This window comes from Rhodococcus sp. BP-160, assembly GCF_019836205.1.
Classification (GTDB): Bacteria; Actinomycetota; Actinomycetes; order Mycobacteriales; family Mycobacteriaceae; genus Rhodococcoides.
Window position 1 is genome coordinate 76,597 of sequence record NZ_JABUEK010000006.1, and the last position, 17,062, is coordinate 93,658.

A 17,062-nucleotide genomic window follows, 5' to 3' on the forward strand; every position below is an offset into this window, starting at 1 on the left:
CTGCGTGTCTGTAATAAGACGATGACGGGATCACTGCAGGGACGAGTCATCGCCATCACCGGTGGCGCACGGGGAATCGGCCTCGCGACGGCGCGCGCGCTCGTCGCCGCCGGCGCCAGGGTGGCGATCGGGGACGTGGACGCGGACGCCCTCGCCGCCGGGGCCGAGTCCGCGCGGGTGCACCTGCACGGAGCACTGGACGTCACGGACCCGGCGTCCTTCGACGCCTTCCTCGACCGCGTCGAGCGTGAGTTGGGCCCCGTCGACGTCCTGGTCAACAACGCCGGGATCATGCCGGTCGGGGCTCTGACCGACGAGCCGGACGCGGTGGCGCGCCGAATCATGGACGTGAACGTGCACGGCGTCATCATCGGCACCAAGTCGGCGCTGCACCGCATGGTGCCGAGACGGCGCGGACACGTCGTCTCCATCGCCTCGATGGCGGGTGAGACGGTGGCGCCAGGCCTGGCCACCTACTGCGCCAGCAAGTCTGCGGTCATCGCGTTCACCGAGGCGGCGAGGGTGGAGTACCGATCCTCGGGCGTCGAGTTCTCCCTGGTTCTGCCGTGGTTCGTCAACACCGAACTCACAGCGGGAACGAGAGACGTGCCCTTCATGAAGAAAGCCGAACCCGAGGACATCGCACAGGCGGTGGTCCGGCTCGTCGAGAAGCCGCGACCCAAGGTGCGCATCCCGGCCTCCGCCGGCGCGATCGTCGTCAGCCAGCGCTTCATGCCGCGCCGACTCGGTGAGTTCGTCAGTCGCCGTTTCGGATCCGAGCAGATCTTCCTCAGCGACGTGGACGCGGAACGGCGTCGCGCGTACGAGGACAGGGCGCGCGGGCAGTCGTCCGCTCCCGAGTCGACGCGCTAGCGGCGCACGCTCGCCAGCACCGCGTCGACCAGTCCGTCGATGTACGTGTCGTCCGCGGTGGCAGCGGACGGCGCCTCGGTCGCATCGTGTGCGAACAACACTCGGCTCAGAACGGCGCCCGTGAGCATCTCGAGCAGCAGTGTGGTCCGCACGTGTTCCGGTAACTCGCCGCGGGACACGGCGCGGTGGACGATGTCTCGGGTCGCGACGAATCTGCTCGTGCTGATGGTGGCGGTCAGCGCCTCGAGCAGATCGGGATACACGCGGGCGTCGAGGGCCACGCGTACGGCGATGAGCCCCGCGGCGTCTCGATAGCCCCGCAGGAGTTGACGAGCCAGTTCAGTGAGATCGCCTGTCAGGGTGCCGGTGTCGATGGGGTCGACGAGGGGGAGCACGGTCTCCAGAGCCGCGGTGAGGAGTGCCTCCTTGGTGGGCCACCGACGGTAGATCGCCGCACGGCCCACGCCACCGCTCTTGGCGACGGCATCGATGGTGAATCCCGCCCACCCGGTGCGCCAGTACACGTCCACGACGGCGTCGTACACCCGCGATTCCATGGCGGGGTCGCGTGGCCGCCCCCGTCGCGCCGTGCCGTCGGTCGATTCCATGCCATCAGATTACAGACAACTGGTGTCTGTAATATGGTGATCCCATGTCACAGGAAGCAGACCGCATTCCGGTCGTCGTGGGTGTGGGCGATGTCGTGTCCGGCAGCGCCGGCGCTGCGGCCGACTCCGTGGAGCCGATGGAGCTCGTGCTGCGCGCGGTCCGTGCTGCGCTCGACGACAGCGGAACGTCGGCGCTCGGCGCCGCGGTGGACGCGATCCACGCCGTGCGCACGACGAGCTGGAACTACGACGATCTCCCGGCTCTGATCGCCGCACGGCTGGGGGCATCCGCGCCGACGCGGTCCACCAGCACCATCGGCGGTCACCACCCCGCGCGCCTGATGGACCGAGTGGGACACGACATCGCCGCCGGTCGCAGCTCCGTGGCACTCGTCGTCGGCGGCGAGACGCAGGCATCCGTGCGAGCACTGACGAAAGCCGGAAGGGATCCCGTCGAGCTCGGCTGGGCCGTCGCACCGGGCGGCCCGCCGACCTTCGCACCGGACGACCTCGGCAGCGCCGAGATGCAGCGAGCGGGCATCCTCGCCCCCGTCCAGATCTATCCGCTGTTCGACCGCGCTCGGGCCGACCGTCTCGGTCTGCGACCCAGCGAGTCACTGACGGCGTCGGCAGAGCTGTACTCGCGGTTCTCCGCTGTCGCGGCGCGACATCCGGTCGCGTGGAGTCCGGTCGAGCGGTCGCCCGACGACATCGCCGGCGTGGACGCGTCGAACCGCGCGGTGTCCGACTGCTATCCCCTCGCCATGAACGCCATGCCGTTCGTCGACCAGGCCGCCGCGGTGCTGGTGTGTTCGCTGGCGGCAGCGCGCGCGGCCGGGGTGGACGAGGACCGCATCGTGTACCTGTGGGGCGGCGCCGGTGCGTCCGATGCCCCGGACATCATGGCGCGCAGCACCTTCGATCATTCACCGGCGCTCCGCGCGGCGGTGCGCACCACCCTCGCCGCGGCGGGTGTCGCGGGTGCCGATCTCTCCTTCGTCGATGCCTACAGCTGCTTTCCCGTCGTCCCTCTCCTGTTGATGGACGAGCTGGGACTGTCGTCGGATGCCACTCCCACGGTCCTGGGCGGCCACTCGTTCTTCGGTGGGCCGCTCAGCAGCTACTCGTTGCACGCGGTCGCGGAATCGACCCGGCTGCTGCGACAGTCCCGCGGCGGACGCGCTCCGGCGGTCGCGATGGTGCATGCGAACGGCGGCTACCTCACCCACCAGCACACCATCCTGTTGTCGACCGATCAGCACGAGGCCGGGTACATCGGGAACCCCGATGCGGTGACCGAGTCGGCGACAGCGGTACCCGTGACGCACGGCCACAGCGGTCGCGCGATCATCGAGACGGCGACTGTCATGTTCGGGCGCGGCGGGGAACCGGAACAGGCGCTCGTCATCGCCCGCACACCCGAGGGTGACCGCATCGCCGGTCGTACCGGGGCGGACGCCGCGGCGGCGCTTCATCGAGTGGTCACCGACCGCGACGTCTCACCGGTCGGCCTCACGATCGACGTGGTGGACGAGGGCGGGAACCTGGACATCACCCTCGACTCGATCACGGCGAACGGCAGGGGAGTACGGGCATGAGCGATCAGGACGTGGTTCTCACGGAACGCCGCGGACACGTGCTGCTGGTGACGTTGAACCGCCCCGCCGCGGCCAACAGCGTGAACGCAGAGGTGCACACCCTGCTGGGCGAGGCGTGGGAACTGGCGGACGGCGACGAGTCGATCCGTGCCGTCGTCCTCACGGCGGCGGGCTCCGGCACCTTCTGCGGCGGAGCCGATCTGAAGGCACTCGGCACGCGGGGTCCCGACGGCGTGACCCCTCCGGAGACGGCACACTGGGGCTTCGCCGGCGTCACCAGGCACCCGATCTCCACGCCTGTCGTCGTCGCGGTCACCGGGAACGCACTCGGCGGTGGGACCGAGATCGCGCTGTCCGGTGATGTCGTGATCGCCTCCACCACTGCACGATTCGGGCTTCCCGAGGTACATCGCGGGCTGATCGCGGGAGCGGGCGGACTCTTCCGGCTGGTCGACGCGATCCCGCGAGCGATCGCGATGGAACTGATCCTCACCGGTGAGCCCATGAGTGCGGACGACGCGGCGCGGTGGGGACTCGTCAATCGTGTGGTGGAACCGGACGCCGTTCTCGACACGGCGCTTCGGCTGGCCGAGACCATCGCGGCGGGAGCGCCTCTCGCGATCCGCGCCAGCAAGGTCATCGCCCGGGGCATCGTCGACGGGCGCATCCCGTCCGAAGCGGCCGCGTGGGAAGAGACCGACCGCGCGCTGGCGCGGTTGTCCACGTCCTCCGACACGGTCGAGGGGATCATGGCGTTCATGGAGAAGCGCGAACCCCGGTGGACGGGGCGCTGATCGACGCACGACGTCTCGTCGCGGCGGACGCGCTCGGATCTGCTGCGGGTGTGGCCCTCGTGGTTCTGTTCACCATCGTGCCGCCGCCGTGGGATGCGCTCGTGAACACGAGTGCGCTGTGGGGCATGGTGCCGTTCGCGGTGGCGGCCCGGTCCCCGCACGGACGCGGTGTGGCAGTCGGAGTCGCGTCGATGCTCGCGCTCGTCCTGGTGTGGATCCTGCTGTCGCCGAACGTGATCACCGTGCGGGAAGTGCTGGTCTTCGTCCTCGTCGGACTCGGTGCGGGGGCGGTGTGCGGCGCAGCCGGTGCTGCTGTCGGGCGTGACCGCCGTGTGAGCGGGACGGTGGTCATGGCGGGGATCGTGCTCGGTGAGGCCGTGTACGGGACTGTCGTGGTCGGCGGTCCGCACTGGTTCGTGGAAGCCGCGCTGGCGAGCATCCTCGTGCCGGCGTGTTGCCGCACCGCGGCGACACGAGTCCGTGCGGGACTGGGTGCCGCCGCGGTGGCGGGTGCGCTGTTCGGCGCCTACTGGGCCTACGACGCGGTGCTCACCACCTGAGGGGTGTCAGGCCTTCCACTCCGCGGTGCGTTCCGGGGTCGCCTGCGCCAGCGCATCGACCGTCGCGTCGACTCCGAAATCCTTGCCGTACACAGGTGTACCCGGCTGCTGGCGCCAGGAGTCGGCCAACGATCCGGCGTCGACGACGTCGAAGCCGATCTCGTCGATGACGGCGGACACGATCTTCTTGGCGTCGGCATCGTCGCCGGCGATCGGCAGCGCGATGCGGCCCTCGGTGCCGGCCGGGACGCCCTTGTTCAGGAGGTGCTTCCACCAGATTCCGTTGAATGCCTTCACGACCGGCTCGCCCAGCAGTTCCGAGACCCACACGCTCTCCGGTGTGCCGTCCTCGATCGCGTCGATCTTGCCGTCCCGCTGCTGCGGGTAGTAGTTGTTCGTCTCGATCACCGGAGCACCGGGCTTGCGGGCCGAGAGGATGCCGGACGCGAGGTCCGGCGTGTTCTTCTGCGGGATGCTGACGATGACGAGATCCGCGTCGGTCGCGGCGTCCTTCGCCCAGACCGCGGTGGCGCCGGTCTCGGACGCCAGATCCGCGAGGGTCTCCGGATCCCGAGAGTTGGCGACGGCAACCTCGTGGCCCACGGCGCGCAGCCGTCGGGTCAGGGTTCCGCCGATGTCGCCTGCTCCGATGATGCCGATCTTCACGTGCTTCTCCTTCGGTCGTGCAACGAACGTCTCGTTCGGCCAACCCCGTCCGCGCGGGAATGATTCCCCCGTGGCGGCGGATCCTCGGCGCAGCGGCGGTCTCTCAGGGCGCGCCGAACCCGGCGTCGGCCAGCACCTTCCGTCCGTCGGGACCGGAGACGAAGTCGACGAAGGCGCTCGCGATGTCCGGTGCGCCGGAGTCGGCCAGTGCGGCGATGGGATAGGAGTTCACCGCGCCCGACGCCTCCGGGAACGGCACGGTGACGACGGCGTCACCGGCGCCGGCCGCGTCGGTGACGTAGACCAGGCCGGCATCGGCCTGACCGGACGTGACCTTGCCCAGAACGTCCGTCACGGACGATTCCTCGCTGGCAGGGGTGAGGCTCACCCCGGCGGCCGTCTCGATCTTCTCGGTGGCGGCACCGCACGGAACCTGCGGCGCGCACACGACGACCGTGGCCCCGGACGTCGCCAGGTCCGAGAACGAGCCGATCCCGGCGGGGTTGCCCGGCGGAGTGACGATCGCCAGAGTGTTGGTCGCGAACGTGACCGGGTCACCGTCGATCAACTCGGCGTCCCGTGCCTTGTCCATGGTGATCGTGTCCGCCGAGGCCAGAACGTCCCCGGGCGCACCCTGCGACAACTGGGACACCAGATCGGACGACCCCGCGAACGTGAACGTCACGGTGGTACCCGGGCGGGTCTGCTCGAACTGCTCACCCAGCTGGGTGAACGACGCCTTCAGCGACGCGGCAGCGAACACGGTGATGCCGTCTTCGGCCGGTCCGGGCGAGGAGCACCCCGTGAGCGACAGTGCCACCACCGCCGCGCACCCCAGCACTGCGATCCTCGTCGGGACCATGTCGGCTCCTTTCGCCGCAGATGCGGTTCGAAGGAGACCATATAGGAGCATGCGCGCCCGGAGGGGTCAGACGTCCTCGAATGCGGCGACCACGAGATGCTGAGTGCGTCGGCCGAGCGGAATCTCTGCGTCCGGGCGGCGAAGTGGGGCTGCATCGCCGTCGAACAGGGCGACGATGTCGTCGGTCGGTACCGAGGATCCGCTGTCGTCGAGAAACCTGAGGGCGACGATCGCGGTCGCGTGGACACGTCCGTCGACGTCGAAGATCTGTTCGAGATAGGCGTTCTTCGCGTCGACACCGAGGAAGCGGGTGGACACCGAGAACTTCGTCCACAGGGTGAGGGAGCGGACGTACGTGATGGTCTGTGACGCGACGACGGGATGCCACCCGCGTCCACGCAGGGCTCGCCACAGGCCACCGCGCACGAACATGTCGACTCGACCCGCGTCGAGTACGGACAGGTATCGACCGTTGTTCATGTGCATCAGCACGTCCAGATCGGACGGTGCGACGCGGAACCACGTACGGGTCGGGTCGACCCGTACCGGCCCGCGTCCCGTGCGCCACGGCGCCATCTGTCGGAGCAGGCGGAGCGACATCAGCATGGCGTCACTATGACGGTTCGGTCGCCCCGCGGAGTCGTCAGGGTTCGGTCGGCATGGACGTGAGGTGCGCGAGGAGCGGCGCGGCACGGGTGAGCAGAGCCGCATCCTCCGCTGACATGGCCGCGAGTCGGCGTCCGACGGCGTCGATCCACACGTCGTCGATCATCTCACCGTGTCGACGTGCCGTGGCGGTGGAATGCAGCCGACTCGACCGTCTGTCACCGGGATCGGTGTCCCGCGCGAGCAGCCCCTTGTCGATCAGACGTCGCACCGTCGTGCTGACGTTGCTGCTGTGCAGGCCCAGCATGCGGGCGACGTCCGAGACGGTGGTCCCTTCGTGGCTGACCACCACACGCAGAACCTCGAGTTCGGAATGGGGGAGGGCGGGCAGTCCGGACTGTCGTTCGCCGAATCGGCGCAGCGACCACACGAGAGCCCGCACCTCGCGGGCGATGTCGATCACATCGGACTCGCTCACTGGACTTCCAGACGCCATGACTGACATTCTACTCATGTGAGTATGTATAAATTTATATCCAATACGGAGGCCACCCGATGAGCGTCGACACTCGGTCCGGCGACACCGTCGACTCGACCGCCGCGCGGCCGGTGGCGTCCGGCGTGATCGCGATGCTGGCGCTCCTTGCCGCCGTCGCGCCCCTGTCCATCGACATGTATCTGCCGGCATTCCCCCGCATGGCCGAGGAGTTCGGTGTCAGCGCCACGGCGATCCAGCTGACCCTCACGACGTTCCTCGTCGGTCTCGCGATCGGCAACCTGGTGATCGGGCCGCTGTCCGACCGCTTCGGTCGACGCCCCTTGCTCCTCGTGGGCACTTTCGTGTCCATCATCGCGACCATCCTGTGCGCGTGGTCTCCGACGGTCGAGTGGCTCACCGTGTTCCGGTTCTTCCAGGGCTTCACCGGCGCCGCCGGCGTCGTTCTCTCCCGCGCCGTCATCAGTGACCGTGCACGCGGCGCGGCGGCAGCGAAGCTGTTCAGCCTGCTCGTGCTGGTCAACGGAGTCGCTCCCGTCATCGCTCCGCTGCTCGGCGGTGCGGTCATCGGTCTGACAGGGTGGCGCGGCGTCTTCTGGGTGCTCGCCGGTGTGTCCGTCCTGATGTTCGTGGGTGTGCTCGCACTCCTGCCGGAGAGTCATCCCGCCGAGCTCCGCAGCACGGGCGGACTCTCCACCATGATCGCGGACGCACGGGAGGTCATGTCCAACAAGCGATTCCTGGGCTATGCGGGCGCGTTCGCCTTCGGCTTCGGCGTCATGTTCGCCTACATCTCCGCATCGCCCTTCGTGCTGCAGGAGGTGCACGGGCTTTCGACGACGTGGTACTCCATCGCCTTCACGGCCAACGCACTCGGCATCGTCGTCACCAGTGGTGCCAACGCCAAGCTCGTCGACCGCGTCCGTCCGGAAGCGCTGTTGCGCATCGGTCTCGTCTCGATGGTCGCGTTCTCGGCGCTGCTCGTCGTCGACGCGGTGGTCGGGCCCTACCTGTGGGCGACCCTGGTACTGCTGTGGTTCGCCGTCGCCAGCCTGGGTCTGGTGATCGCCAACGCGACGACTCTCGCACTGGGAGAGGCGCGCCGGGCCGCGGGCACGGGATCGGCCGTCATGGGCGCGGCCCAGTTCGGCCTCGCCGCGGTCATCTCGCCGCTGGTGGGACTCGGCGGCGAAGGCACCGCGGTGCCGATGGCCGTCACCATGCTCGTCAGCGCGATCATCGGCCTCGGCGGGGTGGTGCTCGGAACCCGTTCCCCCACAGAGCAGTCGGTCACCGAGGCACACTGAGGACGAAGGCGGTGCCGTCGTACACGACGTCGCCGCCGTGGGCCCGCGCGTAGGTTCGGGCGATGGTGAGGCCGAGTCCCGATCCCTCCGAGGTGCGAGCGCTGTCCAGCCGCACCATCCGGTCGAAGATCCGCTCGCGATCCTGAGCGCCGATGCCCGGTCCTTCGTCGGACACCCGGATCGTCGCGGTGGTACCGGCGTCGCGCACGTCGACGGTGACGACGCCGTCCGGCGGTCCGTGGCGCAACGCGTTGTCGGTGAGGTTGGCCAGGATTCGAGCGAGTCGTGCGGCGTCGACCGGCGCGACCACGCTCTCGCCGGTCACCACGACGGTCGAGTCCGGTGCGAGCAGCCGCGCCCGGTCGGCGTCGGCACGGGCCAGAGCGAGAAGGTCGTGGTCATGCCGATCCAACTCCACGTCGTCGTCGGTGCGCGCCGACATCAGCAGATCGTCGATCAGCCGGGATGCGCGGCGTGATTCACGAATCATCGACGCCAGCAGTCGTTCCCGCACGTCGCGCTCGGTGTCGACGCCGCCCCGCAGCAGCGTCTCGGCGGCGGCGGAGATCCCGGCGACCGGCGTTCTCAGATCGTGAGCAGCATCGTCGACGAACTGCCGTGTGCGATCGGCGGTGGCACGCTCGCGCGCCTCGGCTCCTTCGAGCTCGTCGAGCATCTCGTCGAATGCCGTTGCGGTCTCACCCAGCTCGGTGTCCGACCGGGTGGGAGCGAGTCGATCACCGCGATTACCCCGGGTGATCGAGCGGGCCAGTGCCGTCATGCTGCGCAACGGTCGGAGCGATGCGCCGACGACCACCGCCATGAGCAGTGCCGCCACCGCCGACGCGACGAGCACCAACGGAATCAGCACCACGAGCAGCTGCCGCTGCACCGCGTCGATCGAGGACGTGTCGACGGCGACCGTGAGAACCGATCCGTCGGTCAGGGTCGTCGTCGAGACCCGCGTCGGCCTCGTCTCCTCCGGGCCCGGTGGGGGTCCCGGCGGGGGACCGTCTCCCGGCGTCGTCGGGGGGCGTAGTGCGGGCGGCGGTGTCGTCGCTCGGAGCGCGAGGTCGCCGACGATACGGCCGTCCGTCGTCACCAGTTGCGCCGCCACGTTCTCTCCCTGTGTGGCGGAGACGATCTCGGTGGGATCGGCACCGTTGTCCAGCAGTTGCTGCGCGGTGGCGGTGCGGCCGGCGAGGCTGTCTCCCGCCGAGGCCTCGAGCTGGCGTTGCAGCAACACCGTCGTCGCCACGACGATGCCGACGAGCAGGACGAGCACCACCGACATCACCGACACCAGCAATCGCAGGCGCAGAGATCCGGTGCGGAGACCGCGACGGGGTGGGGTCGTCATGCCGTCGGACTCACGGTGTCGACGGCCAACACGTAGCCGATGCCGCGCCGGGTGTGGAGGATGCGGGGGCCGAACTCCTCGAGCTTGCGACGCAGCGCGCTGATGTGGACCTCGACGAGGTTCTCGTCGTACGCGTCGTAGCCCCACACCTGCGTGAGGATCTGGGTCTTGGACACCGTCCGCCCGCGCTGAGCGGCGAGGTAGGACAACAGCTTCCACTCCGTGGCCGTCAGGTTGAGGGCGTTGCCGCCCCGACTGGCGTCGCCCGATTCGGTGTCCACCGACACGTCTCCGCATTCGATCGAGGTGGCGACCGCGCCGTGTCGTCGGAGTACGGCGGTGACGCGGGCGAGGAGCTCCGCCATCGCGAACGGTTTCACCAGATAGTCGTCTGCACCGGCGGTGAGCCCGGTGACGCGGTCGGACACCGAGTCGCGCGCCGTGAGCATCAGCACCGCCGCGTCGCTGCTGCGGCGCGCGACTCGCAGCAGCTCGAGTCCGTCTCGGCCGGGAAGCATGATGTCCAGGACCACGAGGTGGGGTCGATGGTTCGCGAGCGCGGCCTCGAACGCGGAACCGTCCGCGTCGGACCGGACGTCGGCACCCAGGTCCGCGATCGCGGTGGACACGGACAGCCGCAACGTCTCGTTGTCCTCGATCACGAGGATTCTCGGGGTCGCTGCGGGTCGCCGTTCGGTCACGACACCACTATGCGGGTCCCGAGCTGAAGACTTGCTGAAGACGAGGCCCTGATCGCCGCGACTTCAGGCAGGCTTCAGGTCCACGATCGAGTGTCGACCTCACGAACGGCGCCGCCCGGTGCCGACGAGAGATGAGGACGACAATGTCGACAAGAGTCATGCGTGTCAGGACAGGCCGACTGATCGCCGGAGCAGTGCTCGCCGGTGGGCTGCTCCTCGGAGCGGTGGGAACCGCGTCCGCCGACGGCCCGGGCGAGGCGCCCCCGGTCTCCGAGAGCGCGGCGCCCGACGCCTCGGCGCCCGCAACACCCGCACCCGACGCTGCGGCACCCGACGCCGGTGCGACGTGCGCGACGCCTCCGGCTCCGCCGGAGGATGCTCCCACTCCGCCTGAGGGTGCACCGACTCCGCCCGAGGGTGCGCCGACCCCGCCTGCTGCGGGTGAGGATGCTCCGACTCCGCCCGAGGGTGCTCCCACTCCGCCTGCTGCGGGTGAGGATGCTCCGACTCCGCCCGAGGGTGCTCCCACTCCGCCTGCTGCGGGTGAGGATGCTCCGACTCCTCCCGAGGGCGCCCCGACCCCGCCTGAGGGTGCACCGGCTGCCCCCGAGGGCGCGCCGGCTCCGCGTGCGCCCGGTTGCGGTCCTGACGGTGGCCCGGCGGGCCCCGGCCATGGTGGTCCGGCCGGTCACGGGCCTGCAGGTAAGGGTCCGGGCGCAGCGCCGGGCGCTCCGGCGCCCGAGGGTGCTCCCGCACCGGCCGAGTGCGAGGCCCCCACACCCTGATCGTCTCGCGTGGTGTCGGCACGCGTTGCCGGCACCACGCGCACGGGTTCCAGCGCCGTGCACCCCGTTCAGCTGGCTGAAATGGGTGTTCACCTGCAGGAAAGGGTGCGCATCGCCCGGTGCCCAACCCGTTCGCCCGAATCGTGGACTTCTGCCACCGCTCTGCGGGGGTGACCGTCCACGATCACCGCCGTCCTTCGACCCGCACGGGTTCCAGCGCCGAACACCCCGTCCAACCGGCCGCAGTAAGTGTTCGCCTGCAGTAAGGGGTGCACATCGCCCGGTGCCCAACCCATCCGCCCGAATCGTGGCCTCCCTCTCGGGGGCTGCGCGTCCGCTATCAGCGCCACCCGCACGGGTTTCAGCGTCGTGCACCCCGTACAGCCGGCCGGAGTGGGTGTTCACCTGCAGTAGGGGGTGCGAATCGCCTACCGCATCGCCCACAGCGCCGACCCCCGACCGACAGCACCCCGCCCAGCCAACCGTGAGCCATCGAACAGTACGTACTCTCACTATCAGCGTACGATGGAACCGTGACCACCACCGACCCCCTCGCGCTCGACCGTCAGGTGTGTTTCGCCCTGGCCGTCACCAACCGCGCGGTGCTCTCGGTCTATCGGCCGATTCTCGAACCGCTCGGACTGACGCACCCGCAGTACCTCGTCATGCTCGCCCTCTGGGAGCGGGCACCGATGTCGGCGGGGGAGATCGCGTCGGCTCTGCAACTCGAACCCGCCTCGCTGACGCCGCTGCTCAAGCGGCTCGACGCCGACGGTCTGCTGACCCGGCGCCGGAGCGACACCGACGAGCGCAGGCTGGTGATCGACCTGACCGACGAGGGGCGACAGTTGCGAGGTTCGGCGGAGTCCATACCGGGCACCGTCATCGAATCTCTGGGTGTCGACGTGAGCGAGCTCGAACAACTCCACGCGGTGCTCACCCGGATCAACACCGCGGCCATCGCGGCCGGTGCACTGTCGACCGAGCGGAGGAGCACACGATGAGCAGGACTCGCCCGGGGCCGCTGCAGTGGATCGGTTATTCGTTCGGCCGCACGTTGCCCCTGTCCATGCAGGCCTGGGTGCGTGAGGACCTGATCGGTGATCGTGCGGTTGCGCGTCATCTGCTGCGCAGCATGGTGCCGTTTCTCCCCATCTTCGCGGCGTTCCTGCTGTTCCCCGGTGAGTTGTGGCTGCGCGGCGCGATGATCCTGCTGGCGGTACTGCTCGCGCTGTTCTACGCCGCCGCGTACATGGAACCCAACCGTCGCCGTCGTCTCAAAGCGCACGGGTTGTCGCCGGACCTGCAGAACCCGAAGAAGGTCGCGCGGGACGAGGCGGAACGCCGCGCCTACGAGCGCTGGCACCCCAACCGCTGACACCCGCTGTGGCACTGCGGGCCGTCGCCGACGAGAGTGGGTGCGGTGCGACTGTGGCCGACCGGACTGCGCGACGGCAGTGACCCCGATCCGAGATTCACGCTCGCGAACGAGCGGACGTTCCTGGCGTGGATCAGGACGTCACTCGGCCTCGTGGCCACGGCCGCGGCACTCGAGGCGTTCGGCGGGGATCTGCTGCCTCCGTGGCTGAGAACCACCCTCGTGCTGGGGCTGCTCACTCTCGCGGCGGTTCTGGCCGTCGGGTCGTTCGTGCGCTGGATCCGTATCGAGACGGCCATGCGCCGGCGGGCGTCACTGCCTCTCCCCGCTGCGGCGGCGCTGCTCGCGGGGGGTCTGGTGATCGCCGTGGTGGCGTTCGCGGTGGGGCTGTACCTGTGACGGAGGCACCGGGCCTGCAGGCCGAGCGCACCACGCTCGCGCGGGTGCGGACCGCACTGACCATGGCGGTCACGGCCCTGATCGTCGCGCGTGCGGTGCGAGATCATCCGCCGCTTGTCGCGATCGCGGTGCTGTGCGCTGCGCTTCCGATGGTGTCGGTCGTGTTCTCGACGAGGACCCATTCCCGACTCGTCGACGGCATGGACCGGGACGTGCTTCCCGGTGCCGCAGGCCGGCTCGTCGTCCTGCCCGTCGTCGTCGTCCTGCTGGCAGTGGTCACCGCGCTGGGTCTGTGAGAGCAGGTCGTCGGATGACTCGACGACGCGGACGGGGGTACTCCCCGCCGGTGACGAGACGATCGAGATGCTGACCGCCGCCCTGTACGGCATCGGCACGGCGCTTCCCCTGGTGATCGGTGCGGCGATCGGGCTGCGGTGGACACTGCCGAAACGGGTGTTGGCCGGTCTCATGGCCTTCGGTGCCGGGACGATGATCGCCGCCGTGTCGTCGGAACTGTTCGAGCCGGCGTTCCGTCAGGCCGGCATCCTCGTCGCGGGCGCGGCGCTGTTCCTGGGCGCGGGTGTGTACGTCGTGGCCAGCCATCTGATCGAGAACAAGCTCGGGCCCGCAGCGATCGGGTGGGCACTGATGCTCGGCACGATCCTCGACGGAGTCCCGGAGAACACCGCGCTGGGTGTCTCCCTGACGTCCGGTGGCGGGCTGGTGCTGCTGGTGGCGGTCGCGGTGGGCAACGTTCCGGAGGCTGTCGGTGGTGCATCGTTGATGCGGGACCGACACGACTTCTCCGCGGCTCGGGCGATGACCCTGTGGACGGCCACGGCGGTCGTGCTCGTGGTGGTCACCGTACTGGGCCACCAGTTGTCCGACGCCGTCCCGGAGGTCGGCATCTCGACGGTCCAGGCGTTCGCGGGCGGTGCCACTCTCGCCGTGCTCGCGGACTCCCTGATGCCCGAGGCCTACAAGGACGGCGGATGGTGGGTGGGCATGTCCACCGCGCTCGGCTTTCTCGTGGCGTTCGCACTCGGCGGATAGCTGTGACCGGGATCACTCTGCATGGACGTGCGCTTTCCGCGCCGGGCCTCGACTCACCTTTCAGAACGCGATGGTCACCCGCCGTCGCTCCGAACGAAAGGTTTCATCATGGGAATCGTCGACAAGGCAAAGAACGCAGCAGAAGACGCCATCGGCAAGGCCAAGGAAGTTGTCGGTGACGCCACCAACAACAAGGACCTCGAGGCCGAGGGCAAGAAGGACCAGGGTTCGGCCGGCGTGAAGAAGGTCGGCGAGAACGTCAAGGACACCTTCAAGTAAGACTGCACCACTCCACACCCGGGCGGCGCCGGACCCTCAGCGGGTCCATCGCCGCCCGTGGTGTGTCCGGACACTGTCGAGTTCGACGCACACCTCGCTCGAACCGACCGAACGGACATGTTTCTTCCGCGGGTCCGCGGACCATCACTCCTTCGAGCATCCGCTCACTCGATCGCCGGCCAGGACCGGCGACATCGCGAAAGGCACCACCATGACCGACACCACCACCCACGCACACACCGGACGTCGCCGTGCCGGAGGCTTCGTCTCTAAGCTGTCTCTCCTGATCGCGCTGCTCCTCACGATCGCACTGGTGATCTTCATCCTGCAGAACACCGTGCACACGACCATCAACTTCATCGGGTGGAACTTCGATCTGGCACAGGGTGTCGCACTCCTCGGTGCCGCCGTCGTCGGTGCCGTCATCGCCTGGACCATCTCGGGCGCGGTCCGGGTCCGACGCGCCGTCAAGTAGCGCGTCACCGCGGCGATCGGACACCCTCTCGTAGGAGTTGTTCGATCGCCGCAGCGGGCATCGGGCGCGCCAGATGGAAGCCCTGTGCGAGGCGACCGCCGCATGCGCGATACGCCTCGGCCTGCTCGGCGGTCTCGATGCCTCCACCCACCACGTCCACTCCGAATGCAGTGCCCAACAACACGATCGCGGCCACGATGGCGTGTGGTCTCGCACCGGGTAGCGCGTTGACGTACGACCCGTCGATTTTGAGACAGTCGAAGATCGGATAACGGTCCAGATACGCGATGCTGCTGTGGCCGGTTCCCAAATCGTCGAGTGCGAACGACACCCCCATCGCGTGCAGCGCCTCGAGAGTGGTGGCCACGCGGGCGTTCTTCTTCACCCACACGGTCTCGGTGATCTCCAACCCGAGACGCGTCGCCGGCAGGCCGGTCGCGTCGAGAGTGCGTCGGACCGACTGCACGAAGTCCGGATCGTTGAGCTGGTGGGCGCTCACGTTCACGCGTACCGAGACGTCCTCGGGCCAGCGCACCGCATCCGTGCACGCGGTCTGCAGTGCCCACAGGCCGAGGTGTCCGACCACGCCGGTGCGCTCCGCCACCGCGACGAACTCACGAGGCGAGTCGCTGCCGAGTGTCGGATGATCCCAGCGAGCCAAGGCCTCGGCGGCGACGACGGCGCCCGTCACGAGGTCGACGATCGGCTGGTAGACGAGCCGCAGTTCGCCGTCCACGAGAGATCGTCGGAGGTCTGCGGCGAGTCGGAACACGCGATCGGCCTCGTAGCGATCGCGCACGTCGTACACGTCCGTGGTCCCGGGAGCCGTGCCCTTGGCGCGGTACATGGCCAGATCCGCGCGGCGCACCATCTCCTGCGCGGAGGGCACATCGTCACCGGCCACGGCGATTCCGATGCTCGCACTGAACGGGATGGGCTGATCGCTCTGCGGATCGACGGTGGCCAGCGCTGTCGAGATGCGCACCGCCCGGCTCCGCGCGTCGGCCTCGTCCACCACGTGGTCGCACACGACGAGAAATTCGTCGCCGCCCAGCCTCGCCACCGTGTCGCCGACCGCCACCGTGCGCTCGAGCTTGCGCGCCAAGGTGATCAGCGCCGCGTCTCCACTCACGTGTCCGAGGCTGTCGTTGACGGTCTTGAAGTCGTCCAGGTCGGCCAGCAGGACCGCGACGGTGGTCTCGCTGTCCGCGGCGCGAGCCACGGCCTCGTCGATACGTCGGTACGCGAGCGCTCGATTGGCCAGACCGGTGAGCGGATCGTGGAGTGATCGGTACCGCAGTTCGTTCTCGAGCTCGATACGCCGGATCGCCGCGACCAGGATGTCCGTGGCCGTCCGCAGGAACGTCACGTCCCGATCCGTGTACTCCCGCGGAGCCGCGCTGTGCACGGCCAGCACCCCGGGCCGAGGCGTGGAGTCGAACGGGACGCAGACGGTGCTGAGCAGTCCGCGCGAGCGCATCGTCGTGGTGTCGAATCGCGACTCGGTCCGCGCGTCGGAACAGATGACCACCGTGCCGGAGGAGAGGGCGAGGCCCGGAGCCGAGCGGGTACCGGTTCCGAACACCTCGGGCCGCTCGCTCACCCCGCTGTAGGCGACGACGCGCAACGCGGTGCGGGTGTCGTCGAGGCGTGCGATCGACGCGCTCTCCGTACCCATCAACGACGAGGCGGCGCTGGTCGTCGCGTCCAGAATGGTCGTCAGATCACCGTCGACCGCGAGCCGCCCCAACAGGCCGACAGCACTCTGCTCGCGAGCCCGGTGGGCGGCCGATTCCAGGACGTCGGTGAGGGCGCTCTCGTGACTGGTTCGCAGCCGTCGATCACGCATGATCGACGCGATCACCGGCTCGTCGCGCTCACCCGCGGGAACCAGGAACGTCGAGATGGAGACCGGTACGGGTTCTCCGGTGTCGAGCCGCCGGAGTTCGCCGACACCCTGCCAGTGGCCGGTGGTGTGCAGCGATCATTCCACGTCGGGCGCAGCGAGCAGACCGACGTCGGAGAAGAAGTTCGCCGTGGTCAGGCGGAGCACGGCGTCGAGTGACGGTGCGCCGACGAGCGCGAGGCCCGCCGGGTTCAGGTGGAGGATGCGGCCGTCCCGTGCGGACAGGGACACCAGCTCGGGCGCGTTCTCGAACACACCCGTCAGAAGGGCGGGGTCCAGGCCGTCGAGCGCCACGAACCACCTCCGAAGTGGGAAACGACCGGCGTCTCCGGCCCGATTCACTCGGGTATCCAGAG

The 17,062-nt window shown here is 69.1% G+C and carries 22 protein-coding genes; 13 read left to right on the forward strand and 9 right to left on the reverse strand.

Going from position 1 to position 17,062, the window contains the following annotated elements:
• Positions 1-21 precede the first annotated feature (21 nt).
• A complete protein-coding gene (locus HQ306_RS20160; protein WP_222633279.1) occupies positions 22-873 on the forward strand; it encodes an SDR family oxidoreductase in 852 nt (283 codons plus the stop codon).
• On the opposite strand, the gene HQ306_RS20165 is transcribed toward HQ306_RS20160, so the two are convergent.
• Positions 870-1,481, reverse strand: coding sequence for a TetR/AcrR family transcriptional regulator (locus HQ306_RS20165; protein ID WP_222633280.1), 612 nt, complete (start codon positions 1,479-1,481; stop codon positions 870-872). The two genes, HQ306_RS20160 and HQ306_RS20165, sit on opposite strands and share 4 nt — an antisense overlap.
• A gap of 44 nt (positions 1,482-1,525) precedes the next feature.
• Here HQ306_RS20165 and HQ306_RS20170 point away from each other — a divergent pair, with 44 nt between their 5' ends.
• Genes HQ306_RS20170 through HQ306_RS20180 form a run of 3 tightly spaced genes read left to right on the forward strand, consistent with a single transcriptional unit; the run spans position 1,526 to position 4,433 of the window.
• The gene (locus HQ306_RS20170) at positions 1,526-3,079 is read left to right on the forward strand and encodes an acetyl-CoA acetyltransferase (RefSeq protein ID WP_222633281.1); all 1,554 of its coding nucleotides are present in this window, start codon (positions 1,526-1,528) and stop codon (positions 3,077-3,079) included.
• The gene (locus HQ306_RS20175; protein WP_222633282.1) at positions 3,076-3,873 is read left to right on the forward strand and encodes an enoyl-CoA hydratase-related protein; all 798 of its coding nucleotides are present in this window, start codon (positions 3,076-3,078) and stop codon (positions 3,871-3,873) included. Before HQ306_RS20170 ends, HQ306_RS20175 begins: the two co-directional genes overlap by 4 nt.
• Positions 3,858-4,433: a DUF6518 family protein gene (locus HQ306_RS20180; RefSeq protein ID WP_222633283.1), complete on the forward strand. Its 576-nt coding sequence runs from the start codon at positions 3,858-3,860 to the stop codon at positions 4,431-4,433. Before HQ306_RS20175 ends, HQ306_RS20180 begins: the two co-directional genes overlap by 16 nt.
• Positions 4,434-4,439: 6 nt before the next feature.
• Here HQ306_RS20180 and HQ306_RS20185 read toward each other — a convergent pair whose 3' ends face one another.
• The 4 genes from HQ306_RS20185 to HQ306_RS20200 all read right to left on the reverse strand — a co-directional run bounded on the left by HQ306_RS20185 (position 4,440) and on the right by HQ306_RS20200 (position 7,045).
• Positions 4,440-5,321 (reverse strand): NAD(P)-binding domain-containing protein, encoded by an 882-nt coding sequence (locus tag HQ306_RS20185; protein WP_308014337.1) that lies wholly within the window; start codon positions 5,319-5,321, stop codon positions 4,440-4,442.
• The gene (gene modA, locus HQ306_RS20190) at positions 5,203-5,961 is read right to left on the reverse strand and encodes a molybdate ABC transporter substrate-binding protein (protein ID WP_222633284.1); all 759 of its coding nucleotides are present in this window, start codon (positions 5,959-5,961) and stop codon (positions 5,203-5,205) included. Before modA ends, HQ306_RS20185 begins: the two co-directional genes overlap by 119 nt.
• A gap of 66 nt (positions 5,962-6,027) precedes the next feature.
• The gene (locus HQ306_RS20195; RefSeq protein WP_051613550.1) at positions 6,028-6,567 is read right to left on the reverse strand and encodes a thioesterase family protein; all 540 of its coding nucleotides are present in this window, start codon (positions 6,565-6,567) and stop codon (positions 6,028-6,030) included.
• A gap of 37 nt (positions 6,568-6,604) precedes the next feature.
• Positions 6,605-7,045 carry a MarR family winged helix-turn-helix transcriptional regulator gene (locus tag HQ306_RS20200; RefSeq protein ID WP_027506590.1) on the reverse strand — a complete coding sequence of 147 codons (441 nt, stop codon included), beginning with the start codon at positions 7,043-7,045 and terminating at the stop codon, positions 6,605-6,607.
• Positions 7,046-7,122: 77 nt separating this feature from the next.
• On the opposite strand from HQ306_RS20200, the gene HQ306_RS20205 reads away from it, so the two are divergent.
• On the forward strand, positions 7,123-8,370 hold the full coding sequence (locus HQ306_RS20205; RefSeq protein WP_222633285.1) for a multidrug effflux MFS transporter: 1,248 nt from the start codon (positions 7,123-7,125) through the stop codon (positions 8,368-8,370).
• On the opposite strand, the gene HQ306_RS20210 is transcribed toward HQ306_RS20205, so the two are convergent.
• Positions 8,354-9,730: an ATP-binding protein gene (locus HQ306_RS20210; RefSeq protein ID WP_027506591.1), complete on the reverse strand. Its 1,377-nt coding sequence runs from the start codon at positions 9,728-9,730 to the stop codon at positions 8,354-8,356. The genes HQ306_RS20205 and HQ306_RS20210 overlap by 17 nt on opposite strands.
• Positions 9,727-10,431 carry a response regulator transcription factor gene (locus HQ306_RS22690; RefSeq protein ID WP_308115533.1) on the reverse strand — a complete coding sequence of 235 codons (705 nt, stop codon included), beginning with the start codon at positions 10,429-10,431 and terminating at the stop codon, positions 9,727-9,729. The genes HQ306_RS20210 and HQ306_RS22690 overlap by 4 nt, the downstream gene beginning before the upstream one ends.
• 158 nt (positions 10,432-10,589) lie before the next feature.
• On the opposite strand from HQ306_RS22690, the gene HQ306_RS20220 reads away from it, so the two are divergent.
• The 8 genes from HQ306_RS20220 to HQ306_RS20255 all read left to right on the forward strand — a co-directional run bounded on the left by HQ306_RS20220 (position 10,590) and on the right by HQ306_RS20255 (position 14,800).
• Positions 10,590-11,216, forward strand: coding sequence for a hypothetical protein (locus HQ306_RS20220; protein ID WP_222633286.1), 627 nt, complete (start codon positions 10,590-10,592; stop codon positions 11,214-11,216).
• A gap of 533 nt (positions 11,217-11,749) precedes the next feature.
• A complete protein-coding gene (locus HQ306_RS20225) occupies positions 11,750-12,220 on the forward strand; it encodes a MarR family winged helix-turn-helix transcriptional regulator (RefSeq protein WP_027506593.1) in 471 nt (156 codons plus the stop codon).
• Positions 12,217-12,594, forward strand: coding sequence for a DUF5313 family protein (locus HQ306_RS20230; protein ID WP_027506594.1), 378 nt, complete (start codon positions 12,217-12,219; stop codon positions 12,592-12,594). Before HQ306_RS20225 ends, HQ306_RS20230 begins: the two co-directional genes overlap by 4 nt.
• A gap of 45 nt (positions 12,595-12,639) precedes the next feature.
• Complete coding sequence (locus tag HQ306_RS20235; RefSeq protein ID WP_231476430.1) at positions 12,640-12,993, forward strand: YidH family protein; 354 nt, start codon at positions 12,640-12,642, stop codon at positions 12,991-12,993.
• A complete protein-coding gene (locus HQ306_RS20240) occupies positions 12,990-13,289 on the forward strand; it encodes a DUF202 domain-containing protein (protein ID WP_027506596.1) in 300 nt (99 codons plus the stop codon). The genes HQ306_RS20235 and HQ306_RS20240 overlap by 4 nt, the downstream gene beginning before the upstream one ends.
• Positions 13,290-13,356: 67 nt before the next feature.
• On the forward strand, positions 13,357-14,046 hold the full coding sequence (locus tag HQ306_RS20245) for a ZIP family metal transporter (RefSeq protein ID WP_027506597.1): 690 nt from the start codon (positions 13,357-13,359) through the stop codon (positions 14,044-14,046).
• Positions 14,047-14,154: 108 nt separating this feature from the next.
• Positions 14,155-14,325: a CsbD family protein gene (locus HQ306_RS20250; RefSeq protein WP_027506598.1), complete on the forward strand. Its 171-nt coding sequence runs from the start codon at positions 14,155-14,157 to the stop codon at positions 14,323-14,325.
• Between the two features lie 211 nt (positions 14,326-14,536).
• Positions 14,537-14,800 (forward strand): lipopolysaccharide assembly protein LapA domain-containing protein, encoded by a 264-nt coding sequence (locus tag HQ306_RS20255; protein ID WP_056443214.1) that lies wholly within the window; start codon positions 14,537-14,539, stop codon positions 14,798-14,800.
• Between the two features lie 4 nt (positions 14,801-14,804).
• On the opposite strand, the gene HQ306_RS22395 is transcribed toward HQ306_RS20255, so the two are convergent.
• Entirely contained in the window at positions 14,805-16,664 is a 1,860-nt protein-coding gene (locus HQ306_RS22395) for a GGDEF domain-containing protein (RefSeq protein WP_308116127.1), read from the reverse strand.
• Positions 16,665-16,784: 120 nt separating this feature from the next.
• The gene (locus HQ306_RS22400; protein ID WP_261770343.1) at positions 16,785-17,000 is read right to left on the reverse strand and encodes a PAS domain-containing protein; all 216 of its coding nucleotides are present in this window, start codon (positions 16,998-17,000) and stop codon (positions 16,785-16,787) included.
• Positions 17,001-17,062: the final 62 nt, after the last annotated feature.